We start from the raw sequence: 20,363 nt of genomic DNA, 5'->3' as shown, positions 1-20,363 counted from the left end.
CGCAGGGGGGGGCGTCAGGACGGACACCGGTGTTGCGTCAGGGTTGGCTCCCGTCATGCGTCAACCGGAGTTTCCGGAGTGCGAACCTCACATCCTCTTTATTGATCAGGAAGTCCTTTGGCCGGGTTCCCGTTTTCCGACAAAAGATAATCATGGAGAATGCCAGCATGATGCAGAAGGCTATACTGGTGCTGATGGCCGATCCGACCACTCCGTAAGAGGGAATTAGCAGATAGCCCGAAACAAGCAGGCTTATCAAACCGGTAAAGGAACTGCCCGCGCTGTAGCGTATTTTCCCGCTCCCGATAAAATATTGGCTTAATATGCTGTTACAGGCCAATGCAATGATCCCGGTTGACAGACCCGTTATGACGTTGCGCATCCCTGCAAACTCGGCACTGAACAGATAATCCGTGTACACCCATTCCGGTATCAGAAGAATACAGCCGGTCGCAAGCGTGACGGCACAAAAGGTTAGTTTGAAGAACCGGAGCGTGGTCTGCTTCTGCTCGCCGGGATCATGTGTCCGGGCAACGCGGCTGTACGCGATAAAGCCGATGCTGCGGTTGATATGCCAGACACTTTCGGAAATCTTGGTTCCCGCATCCAATAGCCCGACGCTTCCTAACCCGGCAAACCGTTTGATCAGGAAATAGTTGAGGCGGGTGGTCAGGATTTCGGCGATATTGTCCGCACTTCCCCAAAGCCCGTAGGTGAACATCTCCTGCAAAAGAGCGTATCGGGAACGTCCTTTCCGGGGATCTGCCTCTTTTCTGTTCAGAAACGGCAGGAGCAGGAACAGGCTGACAAGGAACGCAATGCCGTTTGTGAGATACATTCCCCACAGATAGGCGGTCACATTCTGTATTTTCAGTCCGTAATAGAGGAACAGCAATACAAAGAACAATAATCCCCCTTGCAGGACAAAGGTGAGGTTGAACCCGAAGATCAGATTCTTTCCCAACAGGAAACGGGAGTTCGCGGCAACGAGGGAAGTCAGGATGGAAAGAATATAAATGTCAAAGGCATACCCTTCGGGAAGCAGTCCGAGGATAGCCATGCAGCCGCAAGCGATGCCCGCTCCGACCGGTGTCCAGCAGTAGGAAGGCAAAAACACGGCTTTCATGGAATAGCGGTTCATGAAATAGACAATTGTATTTCCCGCCAATATTCCGCAGAACATGGTTGCAATTCCTACTGCCGCCAGGATCAGTCCGACCAACCCGACTCCTTCGACTCCCAATACCTTGGCATTGATAAAGATCAGCACCAGGTTCAGGATGGCAATCAGATAGCGTGTACCGATGGTTGTGAAGAGGTCCCTCATATTAACTTGCTCATTTCCAACTTTCAATCGTCAATTGGTCGAGCAGCTTGATATACGTGTCGATCGCTTCCCGTATCTCCATCAGGCCGATATATTCGTCGGCGGCATGGGAACGGGCGGAGTTTCCCGGTCCGATCTTCACGGAAGGGAAGTGCATGAGGGCCTGGTCGCTCAAAGTAGGCGAACCGAAGGGTACTTTCCCCATCATGACGGCACGGCGTACGAACGGATGTTGCAGATCCGTACGGGTGGAGTTGAGGCGGAAGCTGCGGGCCTTTATTTCGCAGCCGACCTGCGGCTTGACCAGTTCGAACAGTTTTTCGTTGGGATAGAATTCGTTTGTCCGGATATCGACGGTGAATTCGCAGCGGTCCGGAACGACATTGTGCTGTGTCCCGGCATGGATAATCGTGACGCTCATCTTTACCGGTCCGAGGAAATCGCTTTTTTCCGGGAACTGATAGGTGTTGAACCACTCGATGTCTTTCATGGCAAGCGTGATCGCATTGATCCCCTCGTTCCGGGCGGCGTGTCCGGCTTTGCCGGTGCTGACGCAGTCCAGTACCATCAGCCCCTTTTCGGCTACGGCAGGTTGCATGCCGGTCGGTTCGCCGACAACGGCGAATGCGATGGGGGGAAGGTCGGCAAGGACGCTTTCCAGCCCGTTCTTGCCGGAGACTTCTTCTTCGCATGAAGCAAGGAAGATCAGGTTGTAGGGTTGTTCCTTCCCTGACAACGCCCTGAATGCCTCGTAAAGAGAGACTACGCTCGCGCCGGCATCGTTGCTGCCGAGGCCGTACAGACGTTCGTCTTCCGTCTCCTCCGGATTGAACGGGTCTTTCGTCCAGCCCGAAGCCGGCTTGACTGTGTCGATATGGGAGTTGAGCAGCAGGGTCGGCTTGTCCAAATCGAAACCGGGGGCGATCAGCCACAGATTATTCCCTTTGCGGTTTACCTTATACCCGGCCTTTTCCCAGCTTTGCTTGAGAAAATCAGCCGTTTCTCCCTCTTCCCTGCTGAAAGAAGGACGTGAAATCATCCCTTTTAATAGGTCTATTGCGTCGTAGTACATGATATGTTTTATTCCGTTAATATTCTATCCACCGTCTCCCTGTCTTTTTTCAGTTGGTCGATCAGCTGGTCGAGGGTGTTGAATTTGATGTCGCCTCGTACGTGTTGTATGAACGTGACTGTTATTTCGTTATTGTAGATGTCGCCTGAGAAGTTGAGGATGTTTACTTCCAGCGTGATGTTGTCCCCGTTGTCCAGGGTCGGGCGGTTGCCGATGTACAGCATTCCCTTGTAACGCTGTCCGTTCAGGTACACCCGAACGGCATATACGCCGATGCCCGGAATAATCTTGTAAGGTTCGTCCACTTGGATATTGGCGGTCGGGAAACCTAATTTCCGGCCGACCTTATAACCGCTGACGATGCTTCCCTTCAGCCCGTAAGGATAAGTCAGCAGATGAGTCGCCTCCTCCACACGGCATTCCGCAAGGAGTTTCCGTATTTCGGACGAACTGACGGCCGCCTCGCCTTCGCTGTATTGCGAAGCCTTGATAACCCGGATGCCGCAAGTCTCGCCATAGGTTACATACTGCTCGAAACCATCTTCGCGGTTATGCCCGAAACGGTGGTCGTAGCCGATCAGCAACGTGTCCACATGCAACCGGTCTGCCAATACGGTAGTGATAAACTCTTTTGCCGTCAGGCGGGATAGTTCGAGGGTGAAGTCCAGCACGATACAATAGTCGATCCCGGTGGAAGCCAGCTGTTTCAACTTTTCTTCGAACGAATTGAGCAACTTCGGCTGATAGTCGGCGTGCAGGACTGCGCGGGGATGTTCGGGAAACGTGATGACGGCGGAAGGCAAACCGGCGGCTTCGGCCACCTGCTTCAGTTCGTGAATCAGAAAACGATGTCCCAGATGAACTCCGTCGAAAAAGCCGATAGTGGCTACCAGCCTTTTCCCTTTCAATGTCTCCGTGTCTCTTACAACAATCATCTTTTCAGTCTTAGGTACTTATAATTATACCTACAAAAGTACATAAAAACTGCGAGTAATAATAATACGGAAATAAATCGTACATTTGGAAAGTGATTTGAACGAAAAACATTTGTATTAAGTTTATATGAAAAAAACATGTATCTCCCTATGCCTAATCGCATTTGCCGCACTTCAGGCATACGCCGCATCTTCCTGGAAAGAGACAAGAACGGTTGTCTTTACTCCCGCAGGAAGTGAAAAAACACATCTGCTCCAACCCGATCAGAGCATTTCCGAAACCGTCACCTTCGGACAGTCCGGAATCCCGACGCGGAAATTCCTGCGTGTGATCGGAGGAGTGAAGATGCCTGCCCCTTTCCGGAACAGAGGTGAAGAAATGTTCCGCCGGTCCGAGTTTTATATTGATGACAACCTGGATTCGGTGATCCGTAAAAAGGACCGTTATTCGCTTTATTTCAAAGGCGAAGACAATGATTTCGAGCGCCATGCCTATTACCGCGTTTCCGGTAAGTTGCTGAAACCGGGTGAACTGACGGTTACGCTGCCGGTCGTGAAGAAACAGGGTCTGACTGTTTCCGGAAAGGGCGATTTCGGAGTCGGGATCGAACTGTTCTACCGGAAACCGGGACGGGCGGCTGACGATATCTATGACAAGCCGGACTCCGTGTTCTACATGCCGGTCCCGGAAGGTACGGGAAACTATCAGACGGTGTCGGAGACATTCGTGTTGCCGGAAAATGTGGCTTGTGCTTTCCTGCGTGTCGGCGGGACGCATTTCAGCGGCGAATGTTGGGTGGAAGCTCCGCGCCTGGCACAGGACAAGAAAGCGGTTTGCTCCATACCGTTCACCCGATTTGCTCAAAAAACGGACGACTACAACTACTGGATCGGCTGTAATCTCGCAACCCGCAGCTGGCCGATGTGGAAGCTCGAATTTAACGGGGAGACGATCTTCGAGGGAAACATTTTCGACCGCGCATCCAATGTGGCGGACTTCTATATCCCGCTTCCGTCTTCCTTGCAAGGCAGTGGCGAGATGAAACTGACGCTCCGGAAAGAACCGCATCGCGCCGCTTATCCGTATGAACTGCGCGGCCTGGAGATCATCGAAGAGACCGCACGCGATTTCGAAGTCGTTTCCGTCCCTGAATATGTTGCCAAAAACGCCTCTTTCGGCATATTGGTGGAGACGAACAAACCGAATGTCAGCCTCAAAGTGAAGGCAAACGGTGCAGCCGCACCTGCCGAGCAGGAATGCCTGTTTGAAACTCCCGGTCTGCATGTCGTGGAAATGCGTGCAAGCGAGGCCGGCCACGCTATCCCGTTGGTGTTTGACGACGGCAGCCGTACGGAACAGGCGCAAATCCGCCAGGTGATCGACAAGGAGGCTGAACAGATCTACCTTTCGTCCGGTGACGAAATCTATATCGACAAGCAATATACGCCGTATGATTATTTCTTCAAATGGTATATCTCCAACCGGGTCGGCAACTGGTATCAGTTCCGCCCTTCCTACCAGTGGAGCGGTTTCCGCGTAGCCGATCCTGCCGTCATCGGCCATTACACCCGGTTGCTGGACCAGCTGAAGATCCCGTACGCCTGGCAAGTCGAAGGACGTACGCTGGCAGGCAGCCGGATCAATCCCTCCTTGGAAACATTGGCCTCCCCGATGTTCCGCGGCAAGCAGGCGCATGAGAATGACGGCGGCTACTATTACTGGCAGCATTTCCAGTACCAGGGAGTATTCTCCGATATGGCGGCCCGCAACCGTCCTTATGGCGGAATCTTTGCCAAACATCGTCCGATTTATACCGACCACGGTGTCTTTATCCATTATGATCCGGAGGGGGTGACGGACATGGCCGACGGCGCCCGCAAGCTCGTTGCCAATTTCCGCTATTCCAAAGGTCCGAGCACGCGCCATACGGGACCGTCCACGCTGTTCCGCTATCTGTATCAGGCCGGTTACGACTGGCTGGGAGCCGAACAGATGTACGGGCCGGAAGAAATCATACTCTCTTCCCTGCGCGGTGCGTCCCGCGCCTACAGCCGTCCGCTTTACGGGACGCTTCATGCCATGCAGTGGGGCTCAGGGCCGTTTACCGATCCGAAACATTCCCTGCGCCTGTATATGTCGCTGGCCGTTGCTTATATGCACGGTTCATCCCATATGAATACGGAAGAGGCCTTGTGGACGGACGAATACATGAACGACCGTTATTCCGTTTCCGGCAAGGAACACCTGTTCGCCCAGCATCAGATGCTCGATTTCGTGGAAACGCATTCCCGCCGTGGTGACCTGAGAAGCAATATTGCCGTGATCCAGGGACGTAACGACGCCTGGAAGTCGTTCGGCCGCGGTAGTCTGTGGTCGCAGAAGGGTGATAAATGGAAGTTCGACAAGGCATGTGAAAGTTTCGATCTGTTGAATGTCTTCTATCCGGACAATATCGTGGATGGCTGCGGGCCGGAAGGTTGGTTCACTTCCACCCCTTACGGCACGGTCGATCTGCTGCCTGTCGAAGCGCCGCAAGACGTGATGGACCGGTATAAGGCGATGATCTTCCTCGGATGGAACAGTTACGACGCGGATGACTTCCTGCGTATCCGCGATTTTGTATTCAAGGGCGGAACGCTTTTGCTCACGGCAGCCCATCTGAACGAAGAGTTGCAGCCCGACCAGCCGGTCCGTTTCCCTGCCGACGACGCGGTTATCCGTGAGATGTTGGGAGAGAACTACCGGCAGTTGGCAACTAAGACGGAGATCGGCTTCGGTTCGGGAAAAATCATCTATTTCCCCCGGAAAGCCTATCCTGCCGAAACGACGTTGAAAGCCGACTACGTGGCAGCCATGAAAGAGATCGCTGCCAAGACTGCCGGCGAGGAAGCCTGCAAAGGCTGGATGGAAGCGGCTCCTTCCGTCGGCTTCACGGTTTGGGACCATTCGGACGGCCGTACGATCTATCTGCTGAATGCCGATTGGGCGAGCGATCAGGATCAGCGCCCGGCCACCTTTATTTATAAAGGTAAAAAGTTCCCGGTAGCTGTGCGTCGTTATCATATCGAGACCATCCACTGCGCTGACGGATTGGCTGTCATGCCGGCTTCCAATACGACGGATATCCTGTCTGTCTGCAAGAAAGGAAACGGTTGGGCGGTCAAGGTCCAGACTGCCGGAGACGATGTCGTCCAATGTATGAATGCTGTCACCGGAAAGGTCGAACCGCTAAAATTCAATGGGCCGGGCGTGCATGACGTATTTGTTAATGAATAATTGGATTTTTTCTATATTTGCAAATATGGGGAATACATCTTTGGACATAGATCAATATCAGCATATTTATACGGAGTATGCCCCGATGTTGATGCGCTTCGCGGAGAAGTTCGTTTCCGGCTTCTTTGCCGAAGATATTGTTCATGATGTATTCCTGAAACTGTGGGACAAGCAGGTGTTCCGCCTTCCGGAGAATGACCTGAAACGGGTGCTTTATGTCTCCGTCCGGAATGCCTGCCTGGATTATCTTCGCCGGATAAATATGGAGCAGGAGATCATCGATCATCGCGCCCTTCAGCTAAAATTGGACGAACTTGACTTCTTTGAGGCATCCGACGAACTCTTCATGCGAAAAGACCTGCTCGATCTGTTGATGAAAAAGGTCGCCGAGCTGCCTGAAAGAAGCCGGCAAGTCTTCCGCATGTCCTATCTCGAAGGCATGAAAGCGGCCGAAATAGCGGAACACCTGAATCTTTCCGTACGTACGGTCGAGAACCTGCTCTATCGTTCCCTCCTTTATCTGCGCAAGAACTGTTCGAATCTGTTCCTGCTTATCTTCCTTCTCGATTGAATGCTGTTCCTGTTTTTCAACATAGGCACTCTTTCGTAAGTTCCCAAGGGATATTGTCCTGTAGATGCAAGTGTAATCTGTTTTCTACATTGTCGGGAATAAATTCGACATTGTCAAGTATATGTTTGACATTGTCGGGAATATATACGACATTGTCGAAAACAAATTACATGCCGGGAAATTCTGAAATACTATTGGTGAAATTCTGATAATTGCCGGGTGAACAAAGCAAATAAAGTCAGCCCTGCGCCCCCCCTTACTGTATATGTTATCTCTATAACGCGCCTTTTCCCAATGATAAAGATATGAAATAAAATGAATAACGGTAACCGAATGTTCTGTTTTAGCGATGCCATGGAGATATTTTATAAAAAAATCATTTTTCTTGTGAGTACTTTTTTCCTCCCGTTCGTTGTGTATATGTAAGAGCTAAGTTAACCATGTGTCGACTTTGTATCTACATCTAATAATTAAGAAAACATGGAAAACGAACATTCGGAATTAATCATCGGGTATTTGCAAGGACGGCTGCAAGGTCGGTCTTTGGACGATTTTTATGCTTGGGTGAATGAAAGTGCGGACAATAAGAAATTGTTTTTCGAGATGAAAGCGCTTTATGAAGCCTGTGCTCCCTCCCGCGATGCTTCTGAAATACATGATAGCTGGCTTCGCCTTCTCGATAAGAGAAAGTCCCGCCAGCGCAAAAGGTTTACCTTATTGATGCGCATAAGTACTTATGCGGCTGTGGCAATGTTTGCCGCAGCGATTACTTCTACCGTTTTTCTCTATTCTTCAAGGGAACATGCTGACCGGATTACCAGTTATGTAGGTGGGGACGGGCTTGAAGCGGATGTGGTTGTCTTGCCGGACGGAACCCGCGTCAGTCTCGGAACCCGGACTTCTTTCTCCTATGATTCCCGTTATGGTAAATCCGAACGTATCGTGTATCTGGAAGGGGAAGCCTATTTTGAAGTCGCCAAAAAGAAAGATAAGCCTTTTATTGTCAAAACGAACGAACAATCTGTCGAAGCGCTCGGGACGAAGTTCAACGTCTCCGCTTATCCGGCCGATTCGCTCCTGACGACAACACTGCTGGAAGGTTCTGTCCTGCTGACTACGCAGCACCTGTCACACCCTACGATCTTAAAGCCGAACGAACAGTTTGTCTATAACAAAAAAACGCAATCGGCCCTCCTGCAACAGGTCGACGCCAATCGGTTTGTCTCGTGGACAACCGGATATTATTATTTCCCCGAACAAAGTCTGGAAGCTATCCTGTACCGGTTGAGCCATGTCTACGGCGTGCAGTTCACTGTCAAGTCGGAAGCGTTGAACCACCGGAAATTTACCGGGACTTTCTATCGCGGGCAAAGTCTCAAGGACATCATGGAGATTATCCATCTGTCGATCCCGATCCGGTATAAGATCGACGATCATCACGTGACAATATCGGAAATCTAAATAAGAACAAATTGCTAATCTTTGTAGGAAATATGAATACCAGTTAGTAGTAAACAAAAAAGAAGAGAAAATCTTGCCGGATCTTCTCTTCTAAAGTGTGAACAATTAAACTCCCATTGCCGTGGGATCGTGTTTAATCTTAAAAACATTCAAAAATATGAATAATCAACGTATAGTTGTTTCTCTTAACCTGAAAAGAACTATAAAAATCATGAAATTAACCGTGTTAATGTTGGCTGTTTGCTTGTCGAGCGTGGTTGCTTCCACCTATGCACAAACTGCCACTCTAAATGTTTCAGCTAAGAATGAGACGTTAGAAAAAGTGTTGAAACAGATCGAAAAGCAGTCTGAATTCCTGTTTTTCTATAATCTGGAAGAGATCAACAAGAATGAAAAGATCTCTATCAATGAGAAGAATGCTACCATTCAGACTGTCTTGGACGCCATAGCTGCTAAAACAGGTTTGAAGTACACGATCAAGGATCGTCACATCGTCCTGACTTCCGAAGTCGCTCCGGCGTCTGCCGCTGTCGCACAACAGGATCGTAAGGTGACCGGTACTGTAAGCGATGCTTTCGGCCCTGTTGCCGGTGCGAACGTCATCCAGAAAGGTACGACCAACGGTACGACTACCGATATGGATGGTCACTTCTCCATCGAAGTGCCGGCCAATGCGACTTTGCAGATTTCCTTCATCGGATACATTCCGCAGGATATCGCTGTGAAGAACCAGAGTGTGATCAACGTCCTGTTGAAAGAAGATACGCAGGCTCTGGAAGAAGTGGTGGTTGTCGGTTACGGTACGATGAAGAAGAAAGACTTGACGGGTGCGGTCGCTTCTGTCAAGATGGATGACACTCCTGTCGGTACGGTCTCTTCTATCAGCCACGCTTTGGCTGGTAAAGCTGCCGGTTTGCAGGTAAGCACGATCAGTGCGCAGCCGGGTGGCCAGTCTACTTTCCGTGTGCGTGGTGCTGCCTCTTCCGATAAGGCCGGTAACGATCCGTTGATCATTATTGACGGTTTCCCAGTCAGTACGCCGGGTTCTTTGGACAGCGGTAACCAGTATAAGGATGGCAACACGGATAACATCTTAGGTTCTATCAACCCGAACGATATCGAATCTATTGAAGTGCTGAAGGATGCAAGTTCTACGGCTATTTATGGTGCGCGTGCCGGCAACGGTGTGATCATCGTAACGACAAAACGCGGTAAGAGCGGTGCTGCTAAGGTTCAGTATTCAGGTTCTGCTTCTGTTCAACAGATTGCCAAATCGTATGAAATGCTCGATGCTTCCGGCTTTATGCAGGCAACAAACAATTATAATCGTGAATTATGGTTGCGTACGAATGGTGTGGGTATTTATGGGGGAAAGTCGGAATCAGATATTGCGATGCCATATGTACCTAAATATACTGAATCAGAAATTGCCAATCCGGCAAATAATACGAATTGGTTCGACGAAATCTCACGTTTAGGTTTCCAGACTTCTCATAACTTGTCTGTAACGGGTGGTAACGACAATACGAAATATTTGGTTTCTGGAAACTATTTCAAACAGGACGGTGTAATCAAGAATAACGCCATGGAACGTTATTCCGCCCGTGTTAATCTGGATCAGAAATTGAGCAAGTATGTGAAGATGGGTATAAACTTGAATGTTTCCCGTAACGAATATGATAATGTGCCGTTGGGCGATGGACAGAATGAAAATGCTGGTATTTTGGTTTCTGCCGCTCAGTTCAACCCGTCTCTGCCGATCCGTGATGAGAATGGCGATTATTCGATGAACTCTGATGCCTCTTTCTTGCCTAATCCTGTGTCTTTATTGGATATCACAGACAAGACAACAAAGGAGCGTCTGTTAGGAAACGTATTTTTTGAAGTGCGTCCTATCCAGGATTTGCTGTTGAAAGCAAACTTCGGTATTGACCGTAACTATCAGAAACGTAAACAGTATATGCCGACAACAACTCTTTACGGAGCCAGAGAAAACGGTTCTGCTTATGTGGCTCAGGCTGATAACTCCGATTATCTGATGGAATTGACAGCAAGCTACACGAAACAGATCGGTGAGCATAATTTTGGTGTATTGGCAGGTCATTCTTACCAGCTGTTTACATATGAAATGTTGTCGGGCAAGAACAATGACTTTATTACGGACGGTTTCTTGTTCAATAATTTAGGTGCTGGTAATGCGAAACGTCCGACTGTCGGTTCAAGTGCTACGAAATCTCGTATGGCTTCATTCTTCGGTCGTGTGAACTATTCGTTCAAGGATCGTTACCTGTTGACTGCAACTATTCGTACGGATGGTTCTTCAAACTTTGCTGAAGGTAATCGGTGGGGTGTTTTCCCGTCAGTTGCTGCCGGATGGAGATTTTTGGAAGAAGATTTTATGTCTCCGTTGAAAAACGTGTTATCTAACGGTAAGTTACGTTTGAGCTATGGTGAAACCGGTAACTCTAACGTGGGTGATGTGGCTTATAGTTATTATAAGGTCGGAAATCGTAATAACATCTTCGGAGGTTCTATGGTCAACGGTGTTTACCTGGACCAGCTGGGCAACAGTGATGTGACTTGGGAAACTACACGTGAGTGGAACGTTGGTTTGGATTTAGGATTCCTGAATGGACGTATCAATGTAACAGCTGAATATTACCATAAAATTATCTCGGATCTGCTGAACGAGCGTACATTGCTTTCTTATAACGAAGTAAACAAGCTTATTGCAAACGTTGGCAAAACACAGAGCCAAGGTTTTGAGTTGACAATCAATACAACGAATATCCGCAATAAAGATTTCGAATGGACTTCCGATTTGACATTCTCTTTGTATCGTGACAAGTGGAAAGAACGTGATCCGAACTGGAAACCGAGTGCTTATAGCGAATATAACGGATATATCCGTACGTTTGCAGGTTATTTGTCGGATGGCCTGGTTCAGCCGGGAGAAACAATCGACCACATGCCGGGTGCACTTCCTGGACAAGTAAAGATTAAAGATATCGATGGTTATGTGTACGAAGCTGATGGTTCCATCAAGGTAGACAAACATGGTATTCCAATGAAGACCGGTAAGCCTGACGGTAAGTTGGATGATGCCGATAAAGTGATTTACGGAAGTAAAGACCCAGGTTACTTGTTGGGATTCAACAATACATTGCGATATAAAAATTTTGATTTCAATATCTATTTCTACGGACAGTTTAACAAATTGTCTGCTGGTAGTTATAAGAAAACATGGATCAGTAATAACGTAAATGATTTGCGTCGTGGTTATAATCAACCGACTTCCATTAGCGACCTTTGGAGTTCTTCTAATCAGGACGGAACATTACCGGGTTATTTCCAAACAGAAAGCGCATATGGAACCGGTGATTACTATTACGAAAAGACATGGTTTATTCGTTGTCGTAACATTACGTTAGGTTATAATATTCCGATTAAGACCAGCAAACATATTTTGTCAAACGTACGTGTATACTTTGATGTGAACAATCCATTTATCATTACTCCGTATACAGGTCTTGACCCCGAAACAGATGCTTCAAGTAGTGATACCAATGCATCGCAGTTGCAATGGGCTTACCCGAACGTTCGTACATACAGTTTCGGTTTGGATATTACATTCTAATAGTATAAACAGATAAAAATATAAAGATAAAGTCATGAAAAAATTATTATATACAGTAATGTGCTGCTGCGCATTAGCCTCATGTACTAATTTGGATTCGGAGAGATACGACGCGATTAATCCGGACTTCTTTCCGACAAATGAAAAGGATGCGGAAGCACTTGTTGTAGGAGGTGTTTATGCTCCTTTCCGTAGTGCTGAGTATAGCGGTGTATTCAGTACGGCTCATAGCTTTCAGGTTATCGGAGATATGTCAACCGATATTGCTGTTTGTTGTTGGGTAAATGATAGCTGGATTCCGTTGACGACTCACAACTGGACTCCGAACCATTCTTATACGACTCTCAACTATACGGATTATGCCAAATATTTAGGAACAATGACACTGACATTGGACCGTATTTCAAAGGTGGAAATGAGCGATGAGAAAAAGGCCTTGCTGGTTTCAGAAGCTCATTTCGGACGTGGATGGCTGGCTTTCATGTTGTATGATTTCTATGGTCCTATTCCAATTCCGACATTGGAAGATCTACAAAATCCGTTGGATGAAATCATCGAACCGCGTGCGACTAAGGAAGAAATGACAAACTTCATTGAAACGGAATTAATAGAATCACTGAAAGGTCTGCCGACCCGTACGACACAGTACGGACGTTTCGACAAGGGGCTGGCATATACAGTCCTGATGAAGTTCTACATGCACGAAAAGAATTGGGCAAAAGCAGAAGAATGCGGTCGTGAATTGATGAAAGCAGAATATGGCTACGGATTGATGGACAGATATGCAGATATCTTTACGCTCGAAAATGAAGGGAATAAAGAGATTATTTTTGCTTGTACGCAAGAAAGAGGAACGGCCCTGCAATTGTGGCATGACCATGCACTGCCGGGCAACTATCCAACTCAGAATACTGCTATCCAGAAATGGGATGGTTTCAAAGTGCCTTGGGCTTTCTATCATACTTTTGAAAAGAATGACGATCGTTTGTCTGTTTTGGTTGGTGAATATGTAGGTACTGATGGTGTTCTTTTCAATGAAGAATCCGATATCAAGAAACATGGTACTATTTATTCAGGAGCTGTGCCAGTGAAGTATGGCGAAGACCCTGAATCTACTGGTGACGGTAGCCAGATCGACCTGGTTGTTTACCGCTATGCGGATGTTCTGACTTTGCTTTCAGAAGCAATCGTTCGTAAAGGGAATGCCGTTACTTCCGAAGCGTTGGATCTGTTGAACCAGGTTCGTGTGCGTGCCAAACTGAATCCATATGCTATGGGTGATATAAAAGGCGTAAACGATTTCTTGCAGAAGATATTGGATGAAAGAGGTCATGAACTATGGTGGGAAGGCGTTCGCCGTTCCGACCTGATCCGTCACGGACAATTCATCCAGAACGCAAGAGACCGTGGTTGTACGACTACTAAAGATGAATTCGTTCTCTTCCCGTTGCCTCAGGCCGTTATCAATGAAGGTAAAGGTAAGATCATTCAGAATCCGGGTTATTAATCCGATTTTTTAGAGTCTATATTTAATAGAGAAAGGGCCGCTTTATTGCGGCCTTTTTTCTCTCTGTTAACACGTAAATATCATGAGTAACAAATATATATTCAGTACACTTTTTGCCTGTTTCCTTTTGCAGGGTAACTTACAAAACATACAGGCGCAGGATTATCCCGCCAGCCCGTTGGAAAAAGAGGGATACCGTTTGATCTTTCACGATGAGTTCGAGGGGAAAGAGATCGACCGGGCGAAATGGATTCCGGAGTATCTGCCTTCCTGGCCGAAAGACCGGACTGTCTGTACACCGACATACGAAATGAAAGACGGCGTGATCCGGCTGACGATCGATCGGGATTCGAAGAACGAGTTTGATAAAGGGATGTATATATCGGGCTTTATGAGTGCCAGCCGTACAGGCATGCATCATTATGACCCGGAAAGAAAGGCGCTTCACCGGATTAAGACCGAAGCTACGCAGATCAACCAGTATGGTTATTATGAAATGCGGGCGAAGATGCAGGCCGGAGGCGGTGTGCATTGTGCTTGGTGGCTGATCGGCTTTGAGGATGATCCGAACCAGAGTTGCGAGATCGACATCTTTGAAATATTGGGAACGGATGTGGATCGCATCTGGTCGACCGTGCATAGCTGGAAAGACTCGACGATCCGATATCATACGGAACATCCCTGGTTTGCCAATAAGAAGTTGGCGGATGAGTTTCATGTATATGGCTTCGACTGGACACCGGAAGGCGTAACCGTTTATGTGGATGGCATACAGGTGATGACGCATAAGGCGGCGATCACGTATCCGCTGATCCAGATTATCTCTTTCTATGACAATCGGAAAGCGAAGAACGGCTGGACAGGGACGTACGATCCCTCTGTCCCGTATCCGAAGAGTTTCGATATCGACTATATCCGCATGTACAAGAAGATACCCGACAGCTGTCAGGCGGTACCGGAAAATGAACTGCGTATTACTGCAATCGAGCCTGCCCGCTTGCAGGTATCCGAAGGAAAAGCTACCTTGCGCGATATTGACGGACATGTGACACGCGAATTGTTGTACACGCCTTCGTTTGTGAACGTGCATTATAACGACGGGACGGTAACACAGCAGTTCGTGGAATGGGAACCGTTGAGCGATACTGCCTTTCGCCGGATTCAGGATGCCGGGACGGTTATCGTGAACGGAAAGATCACCGGCCTGTCGGATGATTTGCTGAAAGGGCAGGAAGCAACATTGATTATAACAACAACTAAAAACGATTGATATGAAGAACATAGTGACCTTGGCTCTGGCTATCGCATTGGCACTTGGGTATTTCACCTCTTGCAACTCCGGTGTGCAGCATCGTACTTTCCGGGGCATTTATGCGGATGATCCGGCAGGTATGGAAGGACTGTATAATCCCGAAAGAGGGTTCCGTCTTGAAGTGGCGCTGGATGTAACGGAAAAGAACTATGTCTGGGCTCCCGAAGAATATCCTGATATCACCTCCTATCTGGAAGAGCAGTCCGAACTTTATGCATCCGACAGTGTTTCCCTGGTTCAGACCTATTTCTATCTGACGGGAGCAGTCGGAAAGGATTTGACAGAGGCGGATTTCCGGACGATGAATATTTTTCTTGATAAACTGCGTGAACTTGGCAAGAAAGCAGTGCTCCGTTTTGCCTACGAAACCCAATTTATGGGAAGGGCGGCAACGGGGCCGACGTTGGAAGATATCGTCCGTCATACGGAACAGCTCCGGCCTTTTCTCGAAAAGAATAAAGATGTGATCCAGGTCGTGCAAGCAGGTATGATCGGCGCTTGGGGAGAATGGCACAGTTCTTTTCACGGCTTGGAGAAGTCGGACGAGACGAAACGGACTGTTTTGCAACACATCTGCCGGATGGCACCGGAAGGGCGGGCTGTCCAGATACGGGTTCCCGAATATAAGAACTTGTTGGATCCGGTTTCGGATGATTATAAGCGTGTCTCTTTTCACGATGATTTTATTGTGATCAAGCAACATCGCTGGGATGGTGAAATGTCCGAAGGCACGCCGGCTTATGAACAAATTGTGCGTGAGTCTCCTTATCTTCCGGTCGACGGGGAACTGCCCTGGGGGACCTGGAGCATGAATGAGGACCCTGATAATCCCGAAGCCGGATGGGTGATCGACGGATTGCAGACGGCACGGCGCCTGTTCCTGCAACATTTCACTTCGCTTAGTGCGACCCATAACTATAAAGAAAAGAATACGAAAGAGAAGTATTCCATGATGTATTGGAAGGAAACCCCTGTTTCCGTAGAATTCCTGCGGGAAAACAAGATGCCGGTATCGGACGGATATTTCACCAGGAAAGACGGTTCTGTGGCAGAACGGAACGTATTCGATTATATCCGGGACCACCTCGGTTACCGTATCGAGTTGCAGGAGATGACGGCTCCGGCGACTTTGCTTGCCGGGCAGGCTAATCCGGTCGAGATATCTTTGGTAAACCGGGGATTCTCGACCTTGTTTAACGAACATCCGGTCTATTTGGTCCTGATCGACGAGTCTGGCAAGGTCTGCCATGCCGCCTTGACCGATGCGGATGTGAACGACTGGCAACCGTATGAGCCGGGTGATAGCGCATGTACTCCGTTGCTGCATACAATTTCGACCGATCTGCAAATTCCGGCAGACCTGGAAAAAGGGACGTACCGCCTCGGCCTATGGATTCCGGACGGTTCCGCTCGTCTGCAGTATGATAACCGTTGCGCGATCCGTTGCGCGAATGGCGATACGCAATGGTGGGTGTCGCCTGACGGAAAGTATGGTGTCAATATCTTAATGAATAAAATCTCTATCAAATGAAAATCATCCATATCCTCGGCTTGCTGCTGGTTGCGCTTGCCGTTAAGGCGGCTTCCCCTATCGAAGGGTTGCTGGAACGTATCGACAAAGGTGCATCGCGTAAATTTGTGATTGAACAGGTAAAATCGCCTGCCGATTTCTTCGAACTCGACCAGAAAGGCGACAAGGTGGTGATCCGTGGAAACAATTATGTGAGTATCGCTTCCGGGTTGAACTGGTATCTGAAATATTATGCTGGGATTCATCTTTCCTGGAACGGCATGCAGGCGGAGTTGCCCGAAGTCCTGCCCGCCGTGAAGCAGAAGGAACGTCATGAGACGGATATGAAATACCGTTATGACTTCAACTATTGTACGTTTTCCTATACGATGGCTTTCTGGGATTGGGCGCGTTGGGAGAAAGAGATCGACTGGATGGCGTTGCACGGGATCAACCTGCCGTTGGCGATGGTCGGGACGGATGGTGTCTGGTACAATGTATTGAGCAAGTTGGGCTATACGAAGGAGGAGATCGACGAGTTTGTAGCCGGTCCCGGTTTCCAGGCCTGGTGGCTGATGAACAACCTGGAAGGCTGGGGCGGTCCGAATCCGGACAGTTGGTACGGGCAGCAGGTCGCTTTGCAGAAACAGATCGTGAAGCGGATGCGTGAGTACGGTATCGAGCCGGTTTTCCCCGGATACTCCGGGATGGTTCCCCATAACGCAAAAGAAAAGTTAGGCTTGAATGTCTCCGATCCGGGTTTGTGGTGCGGATATCGCCGTCCGGCATTTTTGCAGCCGACCGACCCTCGGTTCCAGGAGATTGCTTCCTTATATTATAAGGAGATGAATAAGTTGTACGGCAAAGCGAACTATTACAGCATGGACCCGTTCCATGAAGGCGGGAGTGTGGCCGGCGTGGATCTGGATGCGGCCGGCAAAGCGATTATGCAGGCGATGAAAAAGAACAATCCGGAAGCCGTTTGGGTGGCGCAGGCCTGGCAGGCGAACCCGCGTCCCCGGATGATCGAGAATTTAAAAGCCGGTGATCTGATCGTGTTGGATTTGTTTGCGGAAAGCCGTCCGCAGTGGGGGGATCCGGCCTCTACCTGGTATCGGAAGGATGGTTTCGGGCAGCACGACTGGATTTACTGCATGTTGTTGAACTATGGAGGGAACGTCGGGTTGCACGGGAAGATGAAACATGTGATCGACGAATTCTATAAGGCAAAGGAAAGCCCCTTCGGCACGACGCTGAAAGGGGTCGGCATGACGATGGAAGGAAGCGAAAACAACCCGGTGATGTTCGAACTGTTGACCGAACTGCCTTGGCGCTCGCAGCGTTTCGATAAAGATCAGTGGTTGAAAGCCTACACGGCGGCCCGTTACGGAAAGAGCGATCCGGCTGTTGAGGATGCATGGGTCCTGTTGAGCAATTCCATCTATAATTGTCCGGACGCGAATACGCAGCAGGGAACCCATGAGTCCGTGTTCTGTGCCCGTCCTACCGATCATCCGTATCTGGTTTCGAGCTGGTCGGAAATGGAAGATTATTACGATCCGAACGATGTGATCCGTGCCGCCGCCATGATGGTGTCTGTTGCCGATCAGTTCAAGGGAAACAATAATTTCGAGTATGATCTGGTCGATATCGTCCGCCAGGCAATCGCCGAGAAAGGACGTCTGACGGAAAAAGTCGTGGAAGCGGCCTTCGCCGCCGGCGACAAGGTTTTGTATAAGGATGCCGCCGACCGTTTCCTGCGCCTGATCCTGTTGCAGGACGAATTGCTCGGAACACGCCCGGAGTTCAGGGTCGGAACCTGGATTGGCCGGGCCCGCAGTCTGGGAAATACCCCCGAAGAAAAGGACTTGTACGAATGGAACGCCCGTGTGCAGATCACGACCTGGGGCAACCGGTTGGCGGCCGACGAAGGCGGCTTGCGTGATTATGCCCATCGTGAATGGAACGGTATCCTGAAAGATTTCTATTATATGCGTTGGAAGACCTGGTTCGACTATCAGACACGGCTTTTGGAGGGTAAAACTCCGGCAAAGATCGACTTCTATGCGATCGAGGAACCCTGGACAAGGCAGACAAGTCCTTACTCCAACCAGCCGGATGGTGATTGCATTCCAACTGTAAAACGTATATTTGCCGAAATATTCGGTAACTGATGATTTATTGTCGTGAGAGAATTCCTGTTGTACTTTCTTTTAGGCACGGATTACTCTTGGTGGAACGGCTATAGCGCCTGCTATGACCTGAGTAATCCGGCGGCTGCCGGACATCTGAAACAACAGTTGCGCGGCATGCAGGAGAAATACGGGGCGGATGGCTTTAAGTTCGATGCCGGTGACATCGGCCATTATAACGACCCGGAACTGGAGTTTTACGATAAGTCGGCTACCTCCGTCGATATATGCCGGTATTGGGCGAAGATCGGGTTGGACTTCCCGTTCAATGAATACCGGGCCGGATGGAAGATGGGCGGCGAAGCATTGGTCCAACGCCTCGGTGACAAGGATTACTCCTGGAAAGCAGTCGGTCTGCTGATACCCGACATGATGGCTGCCGGCCTGTTGGGCTATGCATACGCCTGCCCGGATATGATCGGCGGCGGACAGTTCGCTTCATTCTTGGGGGTAGATCAGACGAAGCTCGACCAGGAATTGATTGTCCGTTCCTGCCAGGTACACGCCTTGATGCCGATGATGCAGTTTTCGGTAGCCCCATGGCGTATCCTCGATGCGGAACATCTGGCGATCTGCCGCGATTATGCCCGTCTGCATGAAAAGATGGGAGCATACATCCTCGAACAGGCGCATCATGCCGCAAAGACCGGGGAACCGATTATCCGTCATATGGAATATGCGTTCCCGCATCAAGGTTTCATCGATTGTAAAGACCAGTTCATGTTGGGCGACAAATATTTGGTTGCTCCGGTACTGACGAAAGGGAATACACGAAAAGTGCAGTTGCCAAAAGGCGTATGGCTGGACGATACGGGCAAAAAGTTCAAGGGGCCGAAAACGATCGACGTGGCGGCTCCTTTGGAACGCCTTCCTTGGTTTGAAAAAATAAGATAAATGCGCAGAAAGTTTCCGGAAAACACTCTTCCCGGAAACTTTCTGTTAGGAAATTTATATTATCTTTATCCGCGAATAAAGGAACCATGGAAACTACCTCGGAGATAAAAGCTTTTAACAAATTGTTTGCCGATTATCACGGATTGTTTGTGCGTTTCGCCAATACGTACACACAAGATGAAGCGGCAGCGGAAGATATTGCTGTCGAGGGGATCATGTATTACTGGGAAAACCGCCACGCGCTTGCATCCGATTCGAATATCCCTGCCTATATCTTGGAAGCGATCAAACATAAATGCCTGAACTACCTTCGCCATCTTCGTGTCCGCGAGGATGTGGAACAACGCATCCAGGAACACCAGCAGCGGGTGAACGACCTGCGGATCGCCACCCTTGAAGCCTGCGATCCGCAGGAAATCTTCAGTTCGGAAGCCGGACGTCTCGTCGATGAGGCCTTGGCGATGATGTCCGACAAGACCCGCCGGATCTTTATCATGAGCCGCTATGAAAATAAAACCTATCCGGAAATCGCCGCCCATTTTTCGCTCTCCGTCAAGAGCGTGGAGTTCCATATTTCCAAAGCATTGAGGATCTTAAAGGTGCAGTTGAAGGATTATATGACCATCCTGTTGTTCATATGATTTAGGGGGTTCTCCGTTTGAAGTGCT

General features: G+C 49.0%; 12 protein-coding genes and 1 pseudogene. 10 read left to right on the top strand and 3 right to left on the bottom strand.

Annotated features, from left to right (window positions below):
- Window positions 1-37 precede the first annotated feature (37 nt).
- From RDN79_RS08135 to ribF, 3 genes are read right to left on the bottom strand one after another with little or no spacing between them, the layout of a single operon-like run.
- A complete protein-coding gene (locus RDN79_RS08135; protein WP_298553098.1) occupies window positions 38-1,327 on the bottom strand; it encodes a lipopolysaccharide biosynthesis protein in 1,290 nt (429 codons plus the stop codon).
- Window positions 1,328-1,337: 10 nt separating this feature from the next.
- Window positions 1,338-2,399, bottom strand: a complete 1,062-nt coding sequence (locus RDN79_RS08130) for a M20 family metallo-hydrolase (RefSeq protein ID WP_298553096.1) — start codon at window positions 2,397-2,399, stop codon at window positions 1,338-1,340.
- A gap of 8 nt (window positions 2,400-2,407) precedes the next feature.
- Window positions 2,408-3,334 carry a riboflavin biosynthesis protein RibF gene (ribF, locus tag RDN79_RS08125; RefSeq protein WP_298553094.1) on the bottom strand — a complete coding sequence of 309 codons (927 nt, stop codon included), beginning with the start codon at window positions 3,332-3,334 and terminating at the stop codon, window positions 2,408-2,410.
- 127 nt (window positions 3,335-3,461) lie between these two features.
- Here ribF and RDN79_RS08120 point away from each other — a divergent pair, with 127 nt between their 5' ends.
- The 10 genes and pseudogenes from RDN79_RS08120 (at window position 3,462) to RDN79_RS08075 (ending at window position 20,336) form a co-directional block, all read left to right on the top strand.
- Window positions 3,462-6,611, top strand: coding sequence for a hypothetical protein (locus tag RDN79_RS08120; protein ID WP_298553092.1), 3,150 nt, complete (start codon window positions 3,462-3,464; stop codon window positions 6,609-6,611).
- A 25-nt stretch (window positions 6,612-6,636) separates the two neighbouring features.
- Entirely contained in the window at window positions 6,637-7,182 is a 546-nt protein-coding gene (locus tag RDN79_RS08115) for an RNA polymerase sigma-70 factor (protein ID WP_298553089.1), read from the top strand.
- Between the two features lie 480 nt (window positions 7,183-7,662).
- Complete coding sequence (locus RDN79_RS08110) at window positions 7,663-8,643, top strand: FecR family protein (RefSeq protein ID WP_298553087.1); 981 nt, start codon at window positions 7,663-7,665, stop codon at window positions 8,641-8,643.
- A 157-nt stretch (window positions 8,644-8,800) separates the two neighbouring features.
- On the top strand, window positions 8,801-12,280 hold the full coding sequence (locus tag RDN79_RS08105; RefSeq protein WP_298553085.1) for a TonB-dependent receptor: 3,480 nt from the start codon (window positions 8,801-8,803) through the stop codon (window positions 12,278-12,280).
- A 34-nt stretch (window positions 12,281-12,314) separates the two neighbouring features.
- Window positions 12,315-13,787: a RagB/SusD family nutrient uptake outer membrane protein gene (locus tag RDN79_RS08100; RefSeq protein ID WP_298553084.1), complete on the top strand. Its 1,473-nt coding sequence runs from the start codon at window positions 12,315-12,317 to the stop codon at window positions 13,785-13,787.
- A gap of 82 nt (window positions 13,788-13,869) precedes the next feature.
- A complete protein-coding gene (locus tag RDN79_RS08095) occupies window positions 13,870-15,057 on the top strand; it encodes a family 16 glycosylhydrolase (protein ID WP_298553082.1) in 1,188 nt (395 codons plus the stop codon).
- A 1-nt stretch (window position 15,058) separates the two neighbouring features.
- Window positions 15,059-16,630 (top strand): DUF4832 domain-containing protein, encoded by a 1,572-nt coding sequence (locus RDN79_RS08090; protein WP_298553080.1) that lies wholly within the window; start codon window positions 15,059-15,061, stop codon window positions 16,628-16,630.
- Window positions 16,627-18,783 carry an alpha-N-acetylglucosaminidase gene (locus tag RDN79_RS08085; RefSeq protein WP_298553078.1) on the top strand — a complete coding sequence of 719 codons (2,157 nt, stop codon included), beginning with the start codon at window positions 16,627-16,629 and terminating at the stop codon, window positions 18,781-18,783. The genes RDN79_RS08090 and RDN79_RS08085 overlap by 4 nt, the downstream gene beginning before the upstream one ends.
- Before the next feature lie 57 nt (window positions 18,784-18,840).
- Window positions 18,841-19,695, top strand: a pseudogene (locus tag RDN79_RS08080) (glycoside hydrolase family 31 protein); the annotation flags it as partial.
- 86 nt (window positions 19,696-19,781) lie between these two features.
- Window positions 19,782-20,336, top strand: a complete 555-nt coding sequence (locus tag RDN79_RS08075; RefSeq protein WP_298553076.1) for an RNA polymerase sigma-70 factor — start codon at window positions 19,782-19,784, stop codon at window positions 20,334-20,336.
- The last annotated feature ends 27 nt before the right edge of the window (window positions 20,337-20,363 follow it).

Origin of the sequence: uncultured Parabacteroides sp. (genome assembly GCF_902493135.1) — a bacterium.
GTDB lineage: Bacteria > Bacteroidota > Bacteroidia > Bacteroidales > Tannerellaceae > Parabacteroides.
The sequence above is the reverse complement of the archived record's forward strand: the minus strand, read 5'-3'. Positions and strand labels throughout refer to the sequence as shown.

Coding starts and splice junctions, on each gene's coding strand:
- RDN79_RS08135 (WP_298553098.1), bottom strand. CDS start 1,327: ATGAGGGACCTCTTCACAACCATCGGTACACGCTATCTGATTGCCATC.
- RDN79_RS08130 (WP_298553096.1), bottom strand. CDS start 2,399: ATGTACTACGACGCAATAGACCTATTAAAAGGGATGATTTCACGTCCT.
- ribF (WP_298553094.1), bottom strand. CDS start 3,334: ATGATTGTTGTAAGAGACACGGAGACATTGAAAGGGAAAAGGCTGGTA.
- RDN79_RS08120 (WP_298553092.1), top strand. CDS start 3,462: ATGAAAAAAACATGTATCTCCCTATGCCTAATCGCATTTGCCGCACTT.
- RDN79_RS08115 (WP_298553089.1), top strand. CDS start 6,637: ATGGGGAATACATCTTTGGACATAGATCAATATCAGCATATTTATACG.
- RDN79_RS08110 (WP_298553087.1), top strand. CDS start 7,663: ATGGAAAACGAACATTCGGAATTAATCATCGGGTATTTGCAAGGACGG.
- RDN79_RS08105 (WP_298553085.1), top strand. CDS start 8,801: ATGAATAATCAACGTATAGTTGTTTCTCTTAACCTGAAAAGAACTATA.
- RDN79_RS08100 (WP_298553084.1), top strand. CDS start 12,315: ATGAAAAAATTATTATATACAGTAATGTGCTGCTGCGCATTAGCCTCA.
- RDN79_RS08095 (WP_298553082.1), top strand. CDS start 13,870: ATGAGTAACAAATATATATTCAGTACACTTTTTGCCTGTTTCCTTTTG.
- RDN79_RS08090 (WP_298553080.1), top strand. CDS start 15,059: ATGAAGAACATAGTGACCTTGGCTCTGGCTATCGCATTGGCACTTGGG.
- RDN79_RS08085 (WP_298553078.1), top strand. CDS start 16,627: ATGAAAATCATCCATATCCTCGGCTTGCTGCTGGTTGCGCTTGCCGTT.
- RDN79_RS08075 (WP_298553076.1), top strand. CDS start 19,782: ATGGAAACTACCTCGGAGATAAAAGCTTTTAACAAATTGTTTGCCGAT.